The sequence below is a fragment of the Rhodococcus sp. IEGM 1351 genome (assembly GCF_030056875.1).
GTDB lineage: Bacteria > Actinomycetota > Actinomycetes > Mycobacteriales > Mycobacteriaceae > Rhodococcus_F > Rhodococcus_F opacus.
Map to the genome: position 1 here is coordinate 34,648 of NZ_JASHKU010000027.1, position 20,300 is coordinate 54,947.

Sequence of the window (20,300 nt, forward strand, 5' to 3'; positions counted from 1 at the left end):
CGATGACGAACAGATCCAGCTTGTCCAGACCGCGGGAGACGGCAGCGATCTGCTGGTTGACGTGGTCGAACACGTGCCGCCCCGGCAACGAAAACCACTCGGGATTCCAAATGTGAAACGTCATCGCCATCCTCCCAGCAAGGGGGCTTGTACCGGATGTTCCTTCAAGATCGAATTTGACGTAGCGATCGCTGGGTCGCACCGATCGCCGGTGGGCTCTCCAGCTAGTTATGCGTGTCCGTCTAACCTCGGCGTCTTCGCTCGTTGCGCACTACCGCGGCCTGGAATTGCTCATACTGCGTCTGCGCTTCATCGCGCGCGCGAAAATGTGGCGTGGGTGGCGACATAGTTCCGGATCCCGAAAATTCGGTAGGAGAAGCAGCACGGCCAGATGAAACACGCCCAAAAGGCGCTACTGAACAGACTGCCCGACCGATGGAACTGCTACTCATGGCGCCGTCGTTCCTTCATCCGACATCGCCAGCGAAACCACCTTGGTGCCACAGGGCGGTCTGAATCCTGCGCAAGATCCTATGTGCCACAGCGCGGGTGTTGCGAGGGCCTCCTTCATCTGAGGGTCAACGACCACTGTCAGCTTTTAACGCGATGGTGTGCTGATGTTCGTCGAGCGGCATGCCAAAGCGGAAGTGATCAGCCGACTCACCTCCAAGGACAGGACCGGTCGGTTCGATTATCCTCCGTCCCACCAGCAAAGTCACCGATGATTCGCTTACGAAACGAGACGCTCGACCTCGCCCTCGTGCTCGCCGTAACCCTCCACCAGTCGCGTTCGCACCGCACGTTCTTGACCGATCCTGCAGAATGCCGCCTTCGGGCACGACGTGCGTAATGCGCTCCCGGTTGGGGCTGCTCTGCGGGTGTTCGACCGACGAGAACGGTGGGCACCGCACCCATTTCTGTCGCCGCTGCCGGGTCGTGATGCGGACCCCTGCATGCGCGGGCCCCGAGTCTCAAGCCGACCGCTGGTCCATCCTTGATCGGGTGACTATTGACCGAACGTGAAGCGCAGGTTCGCGTTGATGAGTACTTCGGATATCCGACCGGACCGAGCACCGCTAGTCGCCACCACGGAAGACCCTGCTTCTTCAGCCAATCTGCGGCAGAGGACTCTCTGCACAGTTCAATGCTCACCTGACCATTGTCTACCGCGACCCCCAACTCGACGTTCCAACAGTGGATCGCTGGACCCGTTACCGATCGCTCAGTGAGCAACCGCGACCGTGATCGCGCGGTTGTCGGTTGATGTGTCGACCGTGACCTCGGGTGTGCTGCTTCGGGTTCCGACGAAGGATTGCGTCACAGTGCCGCTGCTCGAGTAAGTGAGAACCTCGACCACTGCCGCTGCGTCGCCGTCGGGTGTGAGGCGCATCGGCAGTCCGGGGCCGTCTCCGGCTTTATTGGAGTCCACGGAGGTCAGATCGATCTGCAGAATGCACGAACCCAAAATCGGCACGGCGCCATCCGTTCCTCGAAGGAACGGCGTCTGGACGAAGCGGACGGACCAGCCCATCGACCCGTCGCCCCCGAGGCTGAATGTAACGGTCTCACCGTCCAAGGTCGGTTCGAGATCGACCGAATCCAACCTGGGTCGAGCCGGACCGGGCAAAAGCTCGCCAGGTTGCGCTGGCACCAACCCAGTACGAACCGGCGGAGGATTGCCGACGAGGAGTTGCCCGGAGAACGACTCGAACTGTTGACACTGCCCATCCCGTGTCGTCTCAACGGCGGCGGCGCTCGGGGGTGTCTCGTCCGGCCCTCCGCCGCATGCCGTCGATAGGGTCAGAACCGGAAGACAAAGGACGAGGGCTGCCACGCTTACGTTGTTTCGCCTGGCTGCAAGCATGTTTGCAATCCTTCGTGGTCGGCGTTCGCAAGGGATAGCGCTCACCAGGTCTATCATCAGAGAATTTCGTTCTGTTCCACCAGGACCCTTATCCCTATGGGTGAGGCCCGTTGCCGTTAGCGGAACCACCAGCGGGGACGAGATCGGCGCCGAGCGCATGTCCGGCTGCCCGGCGACGCTCGTCCCGGAACGGGATCCGCTTACGGAACGAGCGTCGATTGCCGATCGAAACGGGCCGGGGATTCATTCCACCGAAGGTTCCGCGCTCGGGATGCCGCTGGAGAGGCTCCGCCACCACCGCAGGGTGCTAGTTGCCGTGTTGCTCCACACGCGTGGCCCGATACCGATAGCCGTCCTGATCGGTTACCTGTTCCCAGTCGAGCGTGACGGTGGCACCCACAACCAAGGTTCGGAACCCTTCTCCGACGATGTCGCTGTAAAAGGCCCAGCAACCGCCCGGTGTCTGAGCGGAGTCGATAACTCCCCACCCCTCCTCGCTATTCCACATCTGCACGGTGCCTATTGCCTGGCCGGTAACACGGGGCAGAGCTGGCGCCGGCTCTGCCAGATCCGCTTCGGTGATCTCTTCGACGGTGCCGTCCGCGTGAACCGTCCACGCTCTCGACCTGAAAGCCTTCGGTTCGTCATATGGCTGTTCCCCGGCCGGCCAGGCCCGACTGCATTCATATGGAAGGCCCGACTCGGACTGTTCGTTGCGATACCATTCGAACTCCACCTGTTGTCCTATGGACAATGCGGGGAATCCGTCTACCGCGACCGCCCCGAACATGATGTGGCATCCGCCTGGGATACCGTCGCCGTCGATAATGCCCTGCATACCCTCGATATCCCAGCTACGGACCACGCCTCGGCTTGGCGGTCGAGTATCTTCAGCGCCGACATCAGGTGCGTCGGGAACTGAGGCAGGAATGAGGTCGGAGGCTGCACCGTTGATGAGCACCCCTACCGCCACACCGGCAACCACCACTGCGGCGGCCGCGAACAAAAGGCGCTTGCGCACAGGGCTCCTCGGTACCGGGGATCATCTACAGGTCTAAGGCTAACGGGCACGACGCTGTCCGGCTTCCTTGCTATGGCAATCATCCCCGGTCGTGGATCGCTTGCCGGGCAGGTCGGTCCACACTCGAACGACGCGATAATCCCCGCGTGCTCGTCTGCGGGTGCGACCCGAGAACCTATGGAGCGGCAGGGCTCCACACTTCGAGAGAGCGCCCCGTACCGTGCTGGCGTTACCTTGTCCCTCGGGTAGTGACACCGGTGGCCCGGACCACTACAAAGGAAGGACAGGCTTGAGTCGCGTCGGGGCGCGCGATTGTGGTGAGTCGCTCTCGCGTGGTCTGGGCGGAGAGCAACTCCTGGGGGGCGCATTTCAGAGGAGATCGCATGAGCATTTCACGGGCACGGTCAGATGCAGATTGGGAGCGGCAGGTATGGACCGAAGCACACGGCCGCGGAGCTCCGGAACACTCGCGGTCGGCACCGGCGGAGAAACCGGCGACGCTCGCCGACCACAACCAGACTGTTCGCACTGCCCACGAGGTTGACGCTCCGCCTGAGGAACAAGACGAGTGACCCCCATTTACTTTCCGGGATCCATGGCCAATTACCGATTGACAAACAGGACACCCGCGGAGGTGTCTCATCGGGTCGCACCCGGGGAAGATCCGGTATCCGGCGTCCTATTTTGCCGCGATCCCAGGCACGAGTGTCAGACAGTCACGGCACGTACCAGGCGCCGGCGCCTGGTACGAGGGCGAGTACTCGGGTACCCGTCTGGTCGGGCACCGTGACCGCGGCAACCACTGTCCCGGAACCGGTCCGGACCTGCGTACCGCCGGGGTTGTCGAGGTACGTGATGCCGCCCTCGCCGGTCGAGACGTTCCGCCAGTGGACGAAGACGCCGGTGTAGGGGCCCACGCGGGTGACTCCCGGCGTGTCCGAGTCTGTGGTGGCCGTCATGTAGAAGTGGCCCGCGTTAGGGAGTCCGGTCACGCCAACCCCGATCCCGGCGACCGGAATGGGAAAGACGGTTTCGGTCGGCCCCGCGGTGGCCGGTGGTGCCCCGAACAGCAACGCTCCCGCAACTCCGACCGCGGCGCCGGCGACGAGCGAGGTGCCGCGGAGTCGGTGGTGTGGTCGCATCGACGGACCTCCCGGGTCTGGGGTTCGAAGGAGGATGCGGGATCCACCTGCCAGGATGCTCTGGCGGCATCGCGAAGTAAAGGCCCCGGTCGGAACCGTTGGCGGCCTCGCCCCGGGTTTGCGGGCAGGGCAGGGTCCCGACACCCTGGTGATCGGATAGAGCCGTGCACGTGGTGGGCGCGAGCCCGTTTGGAGTGGCGATCTCCGATGAGTTTGGCCATAGCGTCGAGCCTCACGGTCTGGTGCGGACCAGTCATCCGCTCGCACGTAGCCATGTACCAGCTGGGGATCCGCCTGCCCGACGGCCTGGCCACCTTCGGTGTCCTCCAAGAGGAAGCTCCGCTGCGCTCCGCCCGGTAGAAGAGCACCGATTTTGTTTCCTTTTCTGTCCTTCCGATCCTGATCGACGGCCGGTCCCGGCAAAACCCCTGGCGGCTTCGCCGGCCTCCGGCTCCGAGAACTTTCTCAACCCGCTCGCTTCGCTCGCAGAGAAACTTCCCGGCCCAGAGGTTGCGCCAGGCCCTCATACCGCCGATCCGAACCTCCATGCCAGAACGGAAAAAAATTGTCAGGGCACCGGGCCGTGACAATTTAGCAATGGAGGTAACTGTGAGCGGCACAGAAGATTTCGTGGTCAATGGGGTCATCACCAACAGCCCCGATGTCGCCCGCGCCGAACTGGCACAGGCACCACTCACCGAACGAAAGGCGCACAAGGTGTACGACATCCTGGCTATCTGCGAAGCCGCAGACAAGTTCGCCGAGGAAGTGTTCACGGAAGGATCGGTGGTCCGGCAAGTGGCTCTTCTCGACTGCCGATACGTCGCCCGCTACGTCGCGTTGCTGGAAGCGCTGGGATACGGCGCACTCGCCGCCGACCTTCAGGAACTCCACATCTCGGAGTACTACCTCAACACGGGAACCACGTGGAGAAGGGTGACCGGCCTTCCCGCGCATGACGGGTCCGCGACCGGCTAACCGAGACATTCCCACCGGAAAACACAAGACACCGGGCAGTTGGTACCTGCCCGGTGTCTTGGATCGGAATCCTAGGAGAGAGACCAGCATGACTGCAATTCAGAACGGCCCCGTCGCCGAGGTCATCGACGGCGAAATCTTCGTCCGTCTCGACCCGCACGCTCTCGACATCGGTGCCAACGTCCGCGACCAGGTCGACCTGTCCGAGACGCCCGATTTCGTGGAATCCATCCGTGACCACGGAGTGCTCGAGGCGATCAGCGCCGTGCAGCTCGCGGACGGGCAGATCGTCGTACGAGACGGTCAAAGACGCACGCTCGCCGCAAGAGCGACCGGCGCCAAATCGATTCCGGTGATCGTGCGCCAGGACACCGCCGCAGACGAGCCGACGCGCAACGCCGAGCGGGTGATCGCGCAGATGGAGGCAAACGACCAAAGACTGGCCCTCACACCGGGTCAGCGCGCCGCAGGAGCAGCGGAACTGCTGGACATGGGCATCTCGGTGGCCAAGGTCGCCAAGGCCATCCATGAAGACAAGGCATGGGTGCAGCAGGCAGCCAAGGTCGGCAAATCCAAGATCGCACGCACCCTCGTCGACGATGACCAGCTCGACTTCGAAAGTGCCGCCATCCTCGCCGAATTCGACGGCGACGAGGAAGCCGTGCAGCAGTTGCGCAATTGCCCTCGCTGGCGGTTCGTCTCGACCGCCGAGGAGCTGCGGGCAGACCGAATCGCACAAGAAGAATTCGAGGACGCGGCCGCACCATACGCGGACAAGGGTTTCCGCGTACTGTCCGAGCACCCCGGCTACGGAACCGTGCTCGCGATGGCTGATCTGCGCACCCGCGACGGCGGCGAGGTCACCCTCGAGCACGTCGAGACCAACGCCGAGCACTGGACCGTGGTCCTGAGCAAAGGCCAGCTGCTCTCCGACATCGAGACCGGGCTACCACTCGATGAGGACGCCATCGACTGGTACACCGAGGGCCAGGCCGACATCGAGGCCGAGGAAGGGTTGGTCCACGTCAACACCGTCAACATCGAAGACACGTGGCTACCCGAGTACGTGTGCGCCGATCCGGACGCTGCAGGACTGCAACTCTCGCCGGTGATGGTGGCGGTACGAACTGGCGGGCCGGGCGGGGACACCGCGGTGACCGCAGCGGATCCCGGCACGGAGGCAGAGCGGATCGTGCACCAGGAGTGGCTCGAAGCCCAGGCCGAGGCCAGACGTAAGGAACTCGAGACCGAGGAGCGGGTGCGGCGCGAGCGCAGGATGGTGCGTGCGCTCAACCTCAAGGCCGAAGCCGCCACCGTCGTCAGGCGAAAATTCTTGAGCGGTCTGCTGGCGACCAAGACGCCACCGAAGTCCGCTGCCGCGTACGTCGCCACCACCCTCGCCGCTGACGGGCACCTGCTCACCGAGTACCGGGCGGACGCCGTCCTCAAGGAAGTGCTGGCAATCAAGGCCCCGTACAAGGCGGATTTCGTGGCCGACCAGGTCGTCAAGGCCGGCGCATCCCGCGCCCAGGTGCTCACCCTGGCATTGGTCCTCGCCGCCCAGGAGTCGCGAATCGTCAAGGATTCGTGGCGGTCAAGGCGCAGGGGTACCGAGGCCTACCTGGAATACCTCGAGGAACAGGGGCATCCGCTGACACCGATCGAAGAAATCATGGCCGGACGACGGACCCCCGTCCAGGTCTTCGACCTGGACGAATAGGAGTGTCGAGCCCCCTAGGCTGACGTAGCCTAGGGGGCCGCGCAATCCCTGGAATACGCGGCAGAACGCCTCCCCGAAACGGGATCTCTTCGAGCACATGGGCGCCCACGGCTGCCGACTATGAGAAGCCACCGAACGACTCACCAAAATCCGAGGAGGGCAGCTGTGAAAAATGGCGCGAACACATCGAACGAGCGACTGCCACCATGCGGCCGTGACAGAACGATCAGAGCTGATTGAACCAATCAACGAAGTTGTTCCATTCAATTGCGCCCGGAAGCCAAGACGTGTAGCCAAGGTCAGGCAGTATGCCGATCATTGCGCGCTCCTTAGAACGGATTCCACCAGTTGGTGATTTGGGTAAGGGTCGGGAACCAGAAGGCCGATTCCGATTCCGAAAACCATTCTGGGAGGTCAGGAAAGTTGCCGATCATGATCAGTACCGCCAGTCCATCCAGGCTTGAAGCAATGGCTGCCAGAGGTGCTGAGTCGGCTGCAAGACGTGCAGCGAGAGCCAATTGCTTGCATCGGTGAATAGCCCGAACATCACAGCCACCCGAACAGTGGTGCGATCAGCAAGCCGATCCAGTTGAAGAAGTCCCACAATGGGCCCCATGGTGTCGTTCCCATGATTGCTCCTTACCAGGGATATCCGGTTAGAGGGTTGTAGCCGTTCCTGAGCAGCCAGAAGAAGCCGTAGCCTGCTGCATACAGTGGATAGGCCCATGGTGGTAGCCAATCCAACTGGGGCGGGTACATGTCACCGTTCTTGCCCATACGGGAGCTCCTGGTCCTCCCGACCTGCCTGAGGTATCGCTGACCTGGCATGGCACGTTACCCAGACAGGGCCCACCAGCCCCAATCGAAGGACAACCCAGGACGCATCACCTGCGTACTCGCCGCCGACGTCCTGTCGGAGAAGGCAGCCGAGAGCCGCCTCCGCTCATCTTGCCGTCAGTCGTTGACGTCCGCCGCGCAGCTGTACCGACAGATTCTGTGCCCGACGAGCAACGGCCGACACGTAACTATTCTACTTGGAGAGGTCTCTATGTAGAGTAGGTGGTGAGTTGTCGCGTTGAAACGCGGATGAAGCGTGAACGGAAGGGCGGGTTATGACGGTTCTGTTGATCGACCAGGCGTCGTTGCGCGGCGGGGGAGGGCTGGCGGTGCATCAACCGATGGGCGCCGGCCACGAACAGGCACTGGCGCAGCTGGCGCGCGAGTTCTACGAGCGCAACGACTCGCACGCCGAGACCGAATCCCTGGCTTCGAACATCACGCTCGACGACGGCGACCTCATCTGGCACAGCGGCGACGGCCACGACATCCTGTTCACCGTTGTGGACGTATCCGGAACGCGCCTCGTCCGAGCGTTGGAGAAGTCGTCGGACGGCTGGGTTACCGTCGCAGACCGACCCGTCGACCCGCGCGACGCCGCCAGCACCGCACACGCAGTCTGGCAATTGATCTCACTACTGATGGCATGAACGGGAATCCAGAAGGAGGAGGCATGGCCAAGGTTGTTCACCTCGCGGAGGGCGTGAGGATTCCGTACCTGGAGTACTACGCCACCGATGTCGAAATGGTCGAGCTGAACGAACTCTTCGATGCGTGGGCGCGCCGCCACGAGGTTCTCGACGAGAGCGAACAGTCCAAGCTGGGGCCGCAGAAGGTCAAGTTCCTCGCCACGTTGGAGGCGCTGGAGGGCTACCGATCCGTGCACACCGCAGTTTTCGAGTCCGGTCACTCGTCCGCGTGGTTCACCGTGGAGAACCCTCTCGCGGGCTTGCTGGCGAAGGCCAGGGAGCTGGATCCCTCCAGTTCGCGCCTGCGGCTGCAACCGGCGAAGATCGAGGTCGAACTGCCATGGACCAGGATCGAGGCGGTCACTCAGATCCTGGGCTTCCCAGGCGCGGCCGCGGAGGGCGGCAGCCCCTGTCGGGTGCGCAATGGAGGCCCGTGCCGTTCGCGGCCGGAATCCCGGGCGCAACGATCGGTGGGGCCGTTGCCCCCGAGGTGGCAACGATTCCCGGGGCTGCCGCCCCGGGAAGTTTCGCTTTCGGGGGCGGCAGCCCCTCCCGGATTAGCGATGTCGATCCCGTGCGGTTCGATGAAGGCACCTAACACCCGCTAGAGAGGTTGGCCCCGTGATGGACGGAAACGCGTTCGCCACCACCGTGTTTGTCGCGTTCAATGTGTTTTCCATCACAGGGGCGGTGGTCTGTGCTCGCCGCTCGTACAACCGCCATCGCCGCCCCGCACGGGCGTTCATGGCGGGTATCGGCGGGTTGTTTATCGCCCCGTTGGTGCTGATGGTGTGCGTCGCTCTGGTGCGCCCTCAGGGGGCTCAGCGAAGCTCCTGAACCCACCGAGTAATTCGGCATTAGCGCAGGTCAGGCACCATTTTTGTCGGTGTTCTGTAGTAAAATCGACCTCAGAAACTCCCCGTTTTCGGGTGGGTGTCGCCCTGGATGGGCGCTGACGAGGAGGTCGAGTGGCACGCGGAAACGTCAACCAGGGCGCGTTCGATTTCGAGGATGAAGGAGCAGGGGATGGAAGCGCAGAGCGAGGAAGCGATCGAGCAGGTCGAGGGAATCGACGTGACGATCGCGGACGAGACGCATCGGATTCTGGTCGAGTGGCTCGGCCTGGACCCGACGTCCCCGCAGGACCTGGAGCAGATCGACCGGGAGGCTCTGCGCCTGCAGCAGCTGACCGAGTCCGCGAGCGGGCCACTAGAGACACAGGCGCACGAGCAGTGGGCCGAGGCGAACCGGGGCATGACCCCGACCTACTGGAACGTGGTGCAGGCGAAGGAAACGGCGTGGCGGGCGGCGCGGGAGATGATCCTCGCCGAGGAACTGTATCCGCAGGTGACACCGGAGATCGCCGCCCGCAGGACGGAATTCGAGGCCTGGGCGGACAGCCAGATCGAGGCAGCGCAGGATCGGGCCCGTCGGGAACACGATCCGGACCGGTGGAAGAGCCTGAACGTGCGGCCGATGCCGGTGGCGGAACAGATCGTGCACCGGGTGTGGCTCGATCGGCAGGCGTGGTTCCAGCAGTTGGGGCGGGCGCTGGTGGCGCAGCGGATCGAGGACAACCAGCCGGTGCCGATGACCGCGTACGACCCGATCGCGGACGAGCTGGCGGAGATGATCGACGAGGAGATCCGGCGCAATCCGCCAGAGGACCCGAATCTTCCGTTCTAGCTGCACAAGCGCAGTGGGCAGCCGCCAGCGAGCAGGTCGCCGAACTCGAACGGCACGGCGCCAAGCTCACCCGGCAGTTGGCGGCCGCTCAGCGAGCGCTCGCGACCGCGCAGCAGCGGGGGCTGCAGGCCGGGATCGTCGCGAACACCGAGAACATCCACAGCATCACCGGGAAGCTCGAGCGGCTGCGCACCCAGTGGCGCGTCCAGTCAGCCCGAGAGGGTGAGCTGCGCAATCAGATTCAGGCGCTGGGCGTCGATCCGCATGAGGTGCCCCGTGCCCTCGTGCAGGAAATGTCCACGGCAGAGCGCACCCCGGCCGCCGGTTGGCGTAACGACACGATCAGCCGAGCGCAGATCCGCAAGCTCGAACAGCTGGCCGGCGAGGTCGAGAAGCCGTTCACGGTCGACACGACGATCACCAAGGGCGAAGCGCACGACCTCATCTCGGCCATCCTCAGCGGCAACCTCAAAGAGGTCCAGTTCCGCGATCGTCCCGCCGGCCCCCTGTTCCCAGAGGCCGCGCCCACCGACAATGCGCAGGTCGACACCGCAACCGCCGATGCTTCTGCCGAGATCGAACCGGTCGCAGCGCCCGTCACGACGACTGTGGACGCGACCGCCGAGGTCGAAGCCAGAATCCTGCAGGCACTCTCCGAGCCGGACACCGAAGCAGATACCGGCGCCGCATCCTCGGCGAACACCGCCACCCAGTTCCTCGCCTGGGCAGAGGGACATTTCAAGACGAAAGCCCAGGTGGCGCTGGCCGACCTGATGAGCGACCGGCAGAACATCTCGGACGAGATGTTCACCGCGTGCCGGACGATTCTGCTCCACACCGACCGGTGGCACGAACTCGGCCGCAAGGCCGCCGAGGCGTACTGGGAAGCCCGCCGCCCCGAAGCGATCCAACACCCGATCACCACGGCGGTCACCGAGGCAGTGGTGGCCGCGCGAGACGCCGACCAACGCGAGGTCGGCGAGTCCTACCTCGAAACCGCGCAGCGGGCCGCAGAGTCCGTGCTGGCGGCCGACGAGAACACCGACCTCGATCTCGATCTTGACGACGAGATGAGTGTCGAACAGGCCGAGGCCGAACTCCTCGAACTCAACGACCGAGTCGAGACCCTCGCGGCCGTTCAGGAAGCCCTGGACCTGGGCGTCATCCCCGAGAACGACTGGTACCGGCGCGCCCGCGTCAAGTTCGACCCCGCCACACCGCTGGACCTGCCGCATCCCGACTGCGATCCGGCCTTCGTCACCGCCCTGCGCAAGCTCAAGGGCGAAAAAGCCCGGGTCGCAATGACGAACCAGTGGTGGAAGGGCTGCGTCGCCGCGCAACGCGACGTCACGGCCGCCGACCAGGCATTCCTGTACGCGGCGGCCGCCGCGGATCCGAACATCATCGACGCCGTCGGCGGCCGCCTCGCCGACGACCTCGCGGCGCACTTCCCATTCGCGCGAATGGTCCACGACAAGATCGTCGACCTCGCCCGGGACGGATCCACAACCCGACAAGCAGCCGCCCAACTCATCGTCCGCGACCACCGCCAACTCCGGGACACCGGGTTCTACGACACGGTGACCCAGGCCTGGACCGAGGCGCACCGCGACGATCTGACGTGGGACAAATCGGTACGCGAGGAGTGGACGCAGTGGATGCGCGCGCACCTGCGCAGCGATCCGCTCGCGCCCTGGGCAGGTCTGCCCTCCGCGACGCGTGTCCCGCAGCTCGAAGCCGCCATCGAGGTCGCCTTCGATGTCCTGAGCTTCGAGCGTCCCGATCTCGTCGACGCCACCGCGGGCATCGGCCAAGAGCGACTCGCCGCCGAACTGCGGCGCACCATCGTGCCCAACCTCCACGACGACATGGAGGTCGTCTACGCCCACAACGGCCACGAATACTTCGAACAAGGCGGCATGCACGGACTGCGGCTGAAGTCGAAGCCGCGGTCCGGAATCCGCCACGTCTCGGTGGGGTGGGAGTACACCCTCAACGGAGCCGACAACGAGGTCAACTGCGGTGACGACTACCGCGTCGCCGTCGGTGGCCTTCTCGAAGACGCCGGCCACCCGATGCCGGCGTGGGTCGAACGCACCTACCGGCCCGTGCGCGAGGCACGCGATCGTGTCACGTCCACCGCCGCCATGCTCGCACTCGGGCACGAGTTCTACCACGCAGCCGCACACAGCGATCCGCTCTGGAAGTACTCGAAGAACGGATCCGCCGCAGCCGACACCGGGCCCGTCCAGGAAGCGCGCCGCGGCATCATCGACGACCTGCGCCGCACACTGCCCGGCGACGTCTCCCTGCTCGAAGCGAAGGGCTTCAATCTGGACTGGGTGCTGCGGACCGAGGTGGACCGTGCGCTGATCACCGAGCTGCGGAAGAACAAGAACGCGAAGGACCCATACGCCACCTTCGACGTCAGCGATCTGACGATCTACCAAAACGACAGCGTGTACGTCGGTGACCCCGAGGGCACCCACATCGAGCTGAGAATTCCGTGGCAGAACCGAGATACCGAGGCCGCCGAACTGGACGGGCAGGTCTACAGCGAGGTTCATTCCTGGCGCGAGGCCATCGACGAGGCCCGCGTGCTCCTGCCGCGCAAACGCGCCGCTGCCTCGTCCGAAACGGCCGAGGTGACTCAGACGGTCGAGGCCGAACGGGACGCTCAGACGCAGTCCGAACAGGCCACCGCTGATGAGATCGAGATCGCGGCGGAGCCGGTCAGCCCGCCTGTCCTCGACGAACACCAGGAGACCACCGCCCAGGTAGAAGGGGCCGACCCGTCGTCGGAACAACCCGGGGTCGCCAACCAGGCGGCCCCCACTGAGCAGACCCCTCGCACCGCCGACGCGGAGTTGCCGGTAGTCCCCGATCATGTTCACGGCGAACCGATCACCAGTCCGCTGTGGCGCAACGGCGGCCTGATCGAGGTCCGCAAGGAAAGCAGCGGTCACGTCTGGGTTTCCCCCGAGACCGCCGCCCAGTACGCGCCCGCCGACTCCGCACCGGCCGCGGAGCCGGAGCCGGGGATCACCCAGGCACCCGAGGCCGCCGCGCCGCTCACACCGGACGAGCTGTCCGCCCTGGACCCGCTGATCGCCACCACCGGCGAGCTGGCGCAACGGCAGGCGCTGCTGGAGTCGATGCTCGCGGACTCCGAGGCGGTCGAGGATGCCGAGGCCGAGGAGATCGCGGAGATCCCGCGGCCGGCAGAGCCCATCGCGGCACCCGCGGACTTCGAGCTGGGCACCGACATCCTGGTCCCGTCCGGCGCGAAGGCCCGTGTCCGCGCCAACATCGCCGCTGTCCGGCTGGTCACCGAGCTCGGCCGCGAGCAGCGGCTGGCGACGGCGGAAGAACAGACAGTACTCGCCCAGTGGTCCGGCTGGGGCGCGGTCCCCGAGGTATTCGACAACCGGGCACGGTTCCGCGATACCTGGCGCACCGAACGCGACGAGTTGTACGAGCTCCTCGGCGAGCGAGGCTTCGCGCAGGCCCGCGAGACCACCCTCAACGCGCACTACACCGATCCGGCCGTGGTCCACGAACTCTGGCGTGCCGTCGAACGCGCAGGGATGCCGAAGAACGCCCTGATGCTCGAACCCGGCTGCGGAGCCGGGTACTTCGTCGGCACCGCCCCGGCCGGGGTGAACATGGTCGGCGTCGAAATCGAGCCGATCAGCGCTCAGATCGCGCACCACCTGTATCCGTCGCAGCAGATCCGCAACCACGGATTCGAGCGCAACTTCGCCGGAAACGACACCTTCACCGGCGCGATCGGCAACGTGCCCTTCGGCAAGGACGGCGTCTACGACCCGATCCACAACGCCGACGGCCATTCACTGCACAACCAGTTCATCGTCAAATCCCTGGCCCTCACCGCCCCCGGCGGCTACGTCGCGGTCGTGACCTCCGCGTACACCTCCGACGCGAGACGGCCGGGCGCACGTCAGAAGATCACCGAGACCGCGGACCTGATCGGCGCGGTGCGGCTGCCGACCGGAGCTTTCGACCGGCAGGCCAAGACCGCGGTCGTCACCGACGTACTGGTGTTCCGGCGCCGCCCCGACGGGCAGGAACCATCCCCCGAGACCGTGCAGTGGGCTGGCGAGGTCAAGAGCATTCCGCTCGACCATCGACAGGGCGCGGACCAGGGCGGTGCACCGACAGCGCAGTACTGGATCAACCGCTACTTCGAGCAGCACCCCGAGCGGGTGCTGGGCACCCTGGCGGTGGGGAACGGTCCGAACGGCAAACTGAATCTGATCGTCGAACCCCGCCCCCACACCCCGCTGGCCGAGCAGATCCGCCGCCGGCTCGACCCGATCATCGACCGGGCCGTCGAGCGCGGACTCGGATTCACCGCACCCCGACCGTCGCCGACGGCCGCCGCACCGTTCACCGCCGCTGGCCTGTTGACCGGCACCGGAATCGAAGCAACCACAGTCGAACCCGGAACGATGCGGTTCGACGAGGTCAAAGGCCAGTTCGAGCAGTTCAAGATCGGTCAGGGATGGACGTACGTCAACTGCATCGGCAAGGACAAGGCCGAGCAGTGGAAGGTACTCATCGCACTCGGTGAGACCGTCATGAATCTGACCGAGGCGAGCCGCCAGGTCGACTCCACCCGGGCCGAACGCGACGCCCTGCGAGTTCAGCTGGGCACCCTCTACGACCGCTACACCAACAGGTGGGGACCGCTCAACAGGTTCACCCTCACCGAACCTGCGCCGCTGACCGAGAAGAAGATCGCCGAACGCCTCGACAAGGCCATCACCCGGTGGCGCATCAAGACCGGCAAGGCCGAGGCCCGGGAGGAAGGGCTCAGCGCCGACGAGGCCGGCCCCTACACGGGGCCGATCCCCGACGATGTCCTCGAGGACATGCAGGACAAGGCCGCTACGGAGCCGATCCCGCAGAAGAACCAGAACCACCTCAAGGGTGCGATCCTGCGTGATCCTCGAATCGGCATGGTGCTGTCGATCGAGAACTTCACGTCGCGGTTCGACGGCACCGACGCCGAGGCCAGCAAGTCACCGATCTTCACCGAGGACACCACCCCGTTCAAGAGTCGAGCCGAGACGGCCGACCATGTCGACGAGGCAATGGCGATCAGCTTCGACGAACTCGGCTACCTCTCACCCGAGCGGATGGGGGAGTTGCTCGACCTCGAGGTCGGCGATGTCATCGACCAGGCCCGCGGGCGCATGTTTCCGTCCCTCGATCACCCCGGCGAATGGGAGATCGCCGAGACGTTCCTGTCCGGGCACGTCCGCGACAAGCACGCCAAGGCACAGAGGCTCGCGGCCGAGGACCCCGAGCTGTACGGCGGGGCTGTCGAAGCCCTCGAACGGGTCATCCCGCCCGATGTCGATCCAGCCGCCATCGGTGTCCGCCCCGGAGCGATCTGGGTGCCGATGGAGTACTACCGGGAATTCCTCATCAAGGAGTTCGGCCTCAACCCGAACCGGCTCACCACCGAGTTCGACAAGGTCAGCGGCAACTGGAATTTCGAGACCGAGCAGAACAGCCGCCACAAGAACCCCACCAGCGGCTACACCGACAAGTACGGCAGCGCCCAGCTCTCCGGCGTCGAGATGTTCAACCTGATCGCCAACAACAAGGCTGTTCAGGTCCTCAAGACGGCCGAGGAACTGGAGCGGTCCCCGAAGCCGCGGTTCCATCCCGAATTGACGGCCGCGGCCCGGTCGAACGCGGCCGCCCTGCAGGAACGGTTCGCCGAATGGTTGTGGTCGGACGGCGACCGCTACGTCACACTCGCCGCCACCTACAACGAGCTGTGCAACTCGTTCGTCAAACCGAAGTACGGCACCGAGTTCAAGCAGTTCCCCGGGCTGAACCCCAAGTACGAGCTGTACGACTACCAGGCCGCCGCCGTCCAACGGTTCCTGCACGACGAGACCATCCTGCTCGATCACGTCGTCGGCGCCGGCAAGACGTTGACCATGACGGTGTCCTGCATGGAGGCCAAACGACTCGGGCAGGTCCGCCAGCCGTGGGTCGTCGTCCCCAACCACCTGCTCTCGCAGTGGGGCAACGAAGCCCGCGACGCCTACCCGAACGCGAAGATCCTCGTCGCCTCCGAGCTCGACGGGATCGAGGACCGGCAACGGTTCATCGGGCAGACCGCCGTCGGTGACTGGGACATGGTGATCGTCCCGCAGTCCGTGTTCGGGCTGATCGGGATGAAACGCGAGGCGCAGATCGAATACCTCGAGAACGAGGAAGCCGAACTGCGGGGCGCCCTCGCGGCCGCCACCAAATCCGGATCGGAGTTCTCGGTCAAACAGATCGAAAACGCGATCAAGGCGATGAAGAAGCGCATCGAGACGATCGTCGGGCAGAAGTCCACCGACGACGGTCTGAGCTTCGAGCAGTCCGGGTGCGACTTCATGTTCATCGACGAGGCACACGACTACAAGAACCTCTCGAGGCCCTCGAACTCCGCGGACCTGTCGGTAGCGGAAGGGTCGCAGCGGGCCACCGACCTGGAAATGAAGGCGCGGTTCCTGCGCAAGCAAGCTCAGGAGCGCAACGCCCGGGCCGGCAAACCCAACGCGCCCGCCAAGGCGATGGCCTTCGCCACCGGCACCCCGATCACCAACGCCATGTCGGAGATCTGGGTGATGACCAAGATGCTGCGGCCGGACCTGCTGGTGCGGACGGGAATGAGCCGGATCGACAACTGGGCCGGCACCTTCGCCAAGCCCGTCACCGCGGTCGAAATGAACATCACCGGCACCAAACTGCGGATGGTCACCCGCATGGCCGAGTACGCGAACGTGCGCCAGCTCGTCGCGATGCTCGACCAGTTCCGGGACGTCGTGACCGCCGACCAGATCCCGGTTCGGCTTCCCGTCATCGAGGGAGGAACGCCCACGATCCTCGAATTCGACCAGGGCCATGACGTCCTCGATTTCGTCGCCGACCTGGACGAACGGCTGGGCAACGTCAAGGGCGACGAGATGCACATCGACAACACGCTCAAGATCTCCACCGACGGGCGCAACGTTGCCATGCACCCGAGACTGGCGAACCTGCCGTCCCCGCCCCCGGAGAACTCCCGGGTCGAGGTCGCCGCCGACGCCATCTGGAACGCCTACGTCGACAACGCCGACGTGGTCATTCCGGCCGACAAATACGGCCCGGACATGACCGGCGCCTTCCAGCTCGTGTTCTGCGACCGCGGGACACCGAAGGTCGGTGACAGCCGCCGCGCCCGCAACGTCTACACCGAACTGCGCGACGCCCTGATCGCACGCGGGATCAAGGCCGAGGAAATCGCCTTCATGCACGACCACAACTCGCCCAAGGCGAAAGCCAAACTCACCGAGGCGTGCCGCGACGGGCGGATCCGTGTCCTGCTGACATCGACGAAGAAGGGCGGCACCGGACTCAACGTCCAGCGCGCACTCAAGCAGCTGGTCAACCTCGATCCGGCCTGGACGGCTGCGGACATGGAACAGCGGATCGGGCGCATCATCCGCCAGGGCAACACCTTCGAGAAGGTCAGCGTCATCAACGTCGTGGCCCGGCGTTCCTACGACGCGATGATGTACCAATACGTCGCCCGCAAGTCCGGGTTCGTCGCCCAGCTGCGCCGCGAAGACGTCCCCCAGACGATGGAGGACGTCGGAGGCGACCTGTCGTTGTCGTGGGCGCAGACCAAGGCGGCCGCAACCGGAGACCCGGTGTTCGTCCGGCAGGTCGAGGCCGAGCAGAACGTCACCATGCTCGAAGCCCAACGCAACGCCGTCACCAACAACAACGCCGCCCGACAGGCCACGATCCGCTCCCTCGAACGGCAGATCGCGGCCGCGACGGAACGGCTTCCCGAGCTGAGGGAACAGAGCGCGAAACTCCAGGAGTGGCTCGCCGTCGAGGACCGCAGCAAACGTATCTGGCACGTCGCCGGCCGCGCGGTGCCCGACAGCGAGGCACCCGAACTCCGCGATGCGATCACCGAAGCGCTGGCACAGGCCCGCGAAGAGGTCACGAAGGCACGCAAGTTCCTTCCGATCGGGTCGATCAACGGAGTCCCGATCACGCTCGGCTACTCGCACACCCTCGCCAACTACATCGTCGACATCGCGGGGGAGGAGCGCTACATCGAGCGCGACAAGATGATCGACATCGTCGCACTCGACAGCGCCACCACCGGGTTCATCCAGTCCACCCGAAATCACCTCTCCGCCGTCAGCAACCGCGGCGACGCACTCGCAGCTCAGCTCGAACGCGACAAGGCAAAACTCGAAGTCGCCACCGCCGAACCCGAGCTGGTGTTCACCCAGGAAGACGAACTCGAACAGGCGAAGCTCGAGGCCCACGAACTGAGCCTTGAGGTCAACTCGCGGGAGAACTCACCCGAGGCGCTACGCCGCGAGCGGCTCGACACCGAACGACGCCGGGCCGACGGCCAGTACCGAGGATGGTCGCTCGACCTCAATCCGACCGAAGGATGGGCGGAGGAGCAAGGGATGACCCGAGAAGCGGTGATCGCGAGCGTGCCGGGGCGCATGGCCGCCGCCCGTAAGGAGTGGGAAGAAAACGCCCAAGCCCGCGCCGAAGACCTCGCACGGCGGTCCTGGCAAACCGTCGACGCCAGCGAATACGAGTGGCGGTACGGCTTCGACCCCAATTCCGGAATGCCCGGCGCCCGCACGTTCTGGCACGGCCGGCAGTGGAACTGGGAATCCTGGGACGGCGCCGGGCAGACCGATCGCGGAGCCTCCAACCGCCGCGGCGACGCCTTCGCCACCGGCGAACGGAGCGCCGACAGGCTCGCCAAGGAACGCGGAGTTTCCCGGGAGAAGCTCTACGAAGCCAGCCTTGAACGCGGCATCCAGCTGCGCGACGAACAAACGCCGGCACCGGATCAGTCGACGGACACCATCATCGAGCCGACCCAACCGGTCGCCACGCTCGTGGAGCAGTCCGTCGTCGACGGCATCAAGGCCGCCAACAGCGGACACGCCCGCCCGATCCGAGATGTCATCGGCACCACCACTGCCGCGGACAATGGGAACGTCACCCCGATCCACCCGGATACCGAGATCGACCACGGCTACAGCATCGACGAAGAAGGCGAGCGCGCCGTATGAACGACGACAAAGCACCGCGCGGTCTGACCGAGGCGCAGGCGCGCGCCGAATACGAGTGGCTCGCGCCGATCATGGCGATCGAGGGCCGAACGATGGACGAGCCCACCAAGGAACTCCTCGTCCAACTGCTGCAGGAGAACATCACGCTCGACGATGCTCTCGACTCGATCCTTCGCCGACGAGCCCAGACCGAGCAGTGACCCGGCCGCGCCCGTTCTCACAGGAGTGGATCGACTACTTCATCCCGTCGACGGTGCAATGGGATGCCACCGGATTCCCGGACATCTCCGGCGCCGTCATGCGCAACCTCGTTCGGGTGTCCGCCGATCGGCCGTACGGGATCACCGACCCGGAGGTCCTCGACGTGTACGAGGGGCTGGCGACGTACAAGCGCATGTCCGAACTGAGACGAGAGCCGATCCCCGGCAACTACGACCTGCAGCACCTACGGCGGATCCATCACCACCTGTTCCAGGACGTCTACCCATGGGCCGGGGAATTGCGCACCGCCCCACGTGATTGGCCGATGGTCAAGCTCGGCCCGGACGTGCAGGCGTACCGGAACGGCATCCGAAATCCCCCGGAGGTTGCGCACCGCTACTTCGCAGCCAAGGAGGTCCGCGGATACGGCACCGCGGTGCTCGATCGCATGGCCGCCAAGAACCACTTGCGCGGACTCGACCGCGAGACCTTCGTCGACGAGCTGACGAAGGTGTGGGCGCGGATCAACTACGTCCACCCCTTCCGGGAGGGAAACACCCGGGCGCAGTTCGCGTTCCTCACCCAACTCAGCGCGGACGCCGGCTACTCCTTCGACACCGCACGATTCCAACCCGTCGAAGCGAACCTTCCCCACGAGAGTTCGTTGGTCGGGGACCTGCGGGAGCAGTTCGTGTGGGGCCGATTCGAGTACATGCAGACCGGCGAGACCACGCTGCTACGCGAAACGATCGACGCCGCAGTCGTCGCCGCACCACCGCGCGAACCGGAGACATCGAACCGAGGCCACGGCTACGACGTGAGCGCGGTACGAACGGCGACTGCCGGGCATCCCCGCCCCATCGGCGGGATGCTCTCGAGCAGGACCGAATCACGGATAAAGCCAGTGGAGGGTGCTCCGGAGCGGTTGCCCGCACGCGGCGCCGGATACGACCTGTAGAAGACCAGAAACAGATACAACAAGGCGGCATGAGGTAGGGAAGGACGCGGCCGCCAGTCGCACGCGACCT

General features: G+C 65.1%; 13 protein-coding genes. 10 read left to right on the top strand and 3 right to left on the bottom strand.

What is annotated here, in order from left to right:
* Nucleotides 1-1,222: 1,222 nt before the first annotated feature.
* The 3 genes from QM806_RS33695 to QM806_RS33705 form a co-directional block, all read right to left on the bottom strand.
* Nucleotides 1,223-1,864, bottom strand: a complete 642-nt coding sequence (locus QM806_RS33695; protein ID WP_283294196.1) for an AMIN-like domain-containing (lipo)protein — start codon at nucleotides 1,862-1,864, stop codon at nucleotides 1,223-1,225.
* A gap of 307 nt (nucleotides 1,865-2,171) precedes the next feature.
* Complete coding sequence (locus QM806_RS33700; RefSeq protein ID WP_283294198.1) at nucleotides 2,172-2,885, bottom strand: hypothetical protein; 714 nt, start codon at nucleotides 2,883-2,885, stop codon at nucleotides 2,172-2,174.
* A gap of 716 nt (nucleotides 2,886-3,601) precedes the next feature.
* Nucleotides 3,602-4,027, bottom strand: coding sequence for a hypothetical protein (locus tag QM806_RS33705; protein WP_283294200.1), 426 nt, complete (start codon nucleotides 4,025-4,027; stop codon nucleotides 3,602-3,604).
* 207 nt (nucleotides 4,028-4,234) lie between these two features.
* Here QM806_RS33705 and QM806_RS33710 point away from each other — a divergent pair, with 207 nt between their 5' ends.
* The 10 genes from QM806_RS33710 to QM806_RS33755 all read left to right on the top strand — a co-directional run bounded on the left by QM806_RS33710 (nucleotide 4,235) and on the right by QM806_RS33755 (nucleotide 20,230).
* The gene (locus QM806_RS33710) at nucleotides 4,235-4,387 is read left to right on the top strand and encodes a hypothetical protein (RefSeq protein WP_283294202.1); all 153 of its coding nucleotides are present in this window, start codon (nucleotides 4,235-4,237) and stop codon (nucleotides 4,385-4,387) included.
* Between the two features lie 249 nt (nucleotides 4,388-4,636).
* On the top strand, nucleotides 4,637-5,005 hold the full coding sequence (locus tag QM806_RS33715) for a hypothetical protein (protein WP_283294204.1): 369 nt from the start codon (nucleotides 4,637-4,639) through the stop codon (nucleotides 5,003-5,005).
* A gap of 88 nt (nucleotides 5,006-5,093) precedes the next feature.
* Nucleotides 5,094-6,725, top strand: a complete 1,632-nt coding sequence (locus QM806_RS33720; RefSeq protein WP_283294206.1) for a ParB/RepB/Spo0J family partition protein — start codon at nucleotides 5,094-5,096, stop codon at nucleotides 6,723-6,725.
* A 1,112-nt stretch (nucleotides 6,726-7,837) separates the two neighbouring features.
* On the top strand, nucleotides 7,838-8,212 hold the full coding sequence (locus QM806_RS33725) for a hypothetical protein (protein WP_283294208.1): 375 nt from the start codon (nucleotides 7,838-7,840) through the stop codon (nucleotides 8,210-8,212).
* 23 nt (nucleotides 8,213-8,235) lie between these two features.
* Nucleotides 8,236-8,859 carry a hypothetical protein gene (locus QM806_RS33730; RefSeq protein ID WP_283294210.1) on the top strand — a complete coding sequence of 208 codons (624 nt, stop codon included), beginning with the start codon at nucleotides 8,236-8,238 and terminating at the stop codon, nucleotides 8,857-8,859.
* 16 nt (nucleotides 8,860-8,875) lie between these two features.
* Nucleotides 8,876-9,088 carry a hypothetical protein gene (locus QM806_RS33735; protein WP_283294290.1) on the top strand — a complete coding sequence of 71 codons (213 nt, stop codon included), beginning with the start codon at nucleotides 8,876-8,878 and terminating at the stop codon, nucleotides 9,086-9,088.
* A 189-nt stretch (nucleotides 9,089-9,277) separates the two neighbouring features.
* Nucleotides 9,278-9,937: a hypothetical protein gene (locus tag QM806_RS33740; protein ID WP_283294212.1), complete on the top strand. Its 660-nt coding sequence runs from the start codon at nucleotides 9,278-9,280 to the stop codon at nucleotides 9,935-9,937.
* Nucleotides 9,938-10,014: 77 nt separating this feature from the next.
* Nucleotides 10,015-19,071 carry a helicase-like domain-containing protein gene (locus QM806_RS33745; protein ID WP_283294214.1) on the top strand — a complete coding sequence of 3,019 codons (9,057 nt, stop codon included), beginning with the start codon at nucleotides 10,015-10,017 and terminating at the stop codon, nucleotides 19,069-19,071.
* A complete protein-coding gene (locus tag QM806_RS33750) occupies nucleotides 19,068-19,271 on the top strand; it encodes a hypothetical protein (protein WP_283294216.1) in 204 nt (67 codons plus the stop codon). Before QM806_RS33745 ends, QM806_RS33750 begins: the two co-directional genes overlap by 4 nt.
* Nucleotides 19,268-20,230 (top strand): Fic/DOC family protein, encoded by a 963-nt coding sequence (locus QM806_RS33755; protein WP_283294217.1) that lies wholly within the window; start codon nucleotides 19,268-19,270, stop codon nucleotides 20,228-20,230. The genes QM806_RS33750 and QM806_RS33755 overlap by 4 nt, the downstream gene beginning before the upstream one ends.
* Nucleotides 20,231-20,300 lie beyond the last annotated feature (70 nt).

What these genes read in the sequence shown, in the direction of transcription:
- QM806_RS33695 (WP_283294196.1), bottom strand. Translation starts at nt 1,864, where the DNA reads ATGCTTGCAGCCAGGCGAAACAACGTAAGCGTGGCAGCCCTCGTCCTT.
- QM806_RS33705 (WP_283294200.1), bottom strand. Translation starts at nt 4,027, where the DNA reads ATGCGACCACACCACCGACTCCGCGGCACCTCGCTCGTCGCCGGCGCC.
- QM806_RS33710 (WP_283294202.1), top strand. Translation starts at nt 4,235, where the DNA reads ATGAGTTTGGCCATAGCGTCGAGCCTCACGGTCTGGTGCGGACCAGTC.
- QM806_RS33720 (WP_283294206.1), top strand. Translation starts at nt 5,094, where the DNA reads ATGACTGCAATTCAGAACGGCCCCGTCGCCGAGGTCATCGACGGCGAA.
- QM806_RS33725 (WP_283294208.1), top strand. Translation starts at nt 7,838, where the DNA reads ATGACGGTTCTGTTGATCGACCAGGCGTCGTTGCGCGGCGGGGGAGGG.
- QM806_RS33730 (WP_283294210.1), top strand. Translation starts at nt 8,236, where the DNA reads ATGGCCAAGGTTGTTCACCTCGCGGAGGGCGTGAGGATTCCGTACCTG.
- QM806_RS33735 (WP_283294290.1), top strand. Translation starts at nt 8,876, where the DNA reads ATGGACGGAAACGCGTTCGCCACCACCGTGTTTGTCGCGTTCAATGTG.
- QM806_RS33740 (WP_283294212.1), top strand. Translation starts at nt 9,278, where the DNA reads ATGGAAGCGCAGAGCGAGGAAGCGATCGAGCAGGTCGAGGGAATCGAC.
- QM806_RS33750 (WP_283294216.1), top strand. Translation starts at nt 19,068, where the DNA reads ATGAACGACGACAAAGCACCGCGCGGTCTGACCGAGGCGCAGGCGCGC.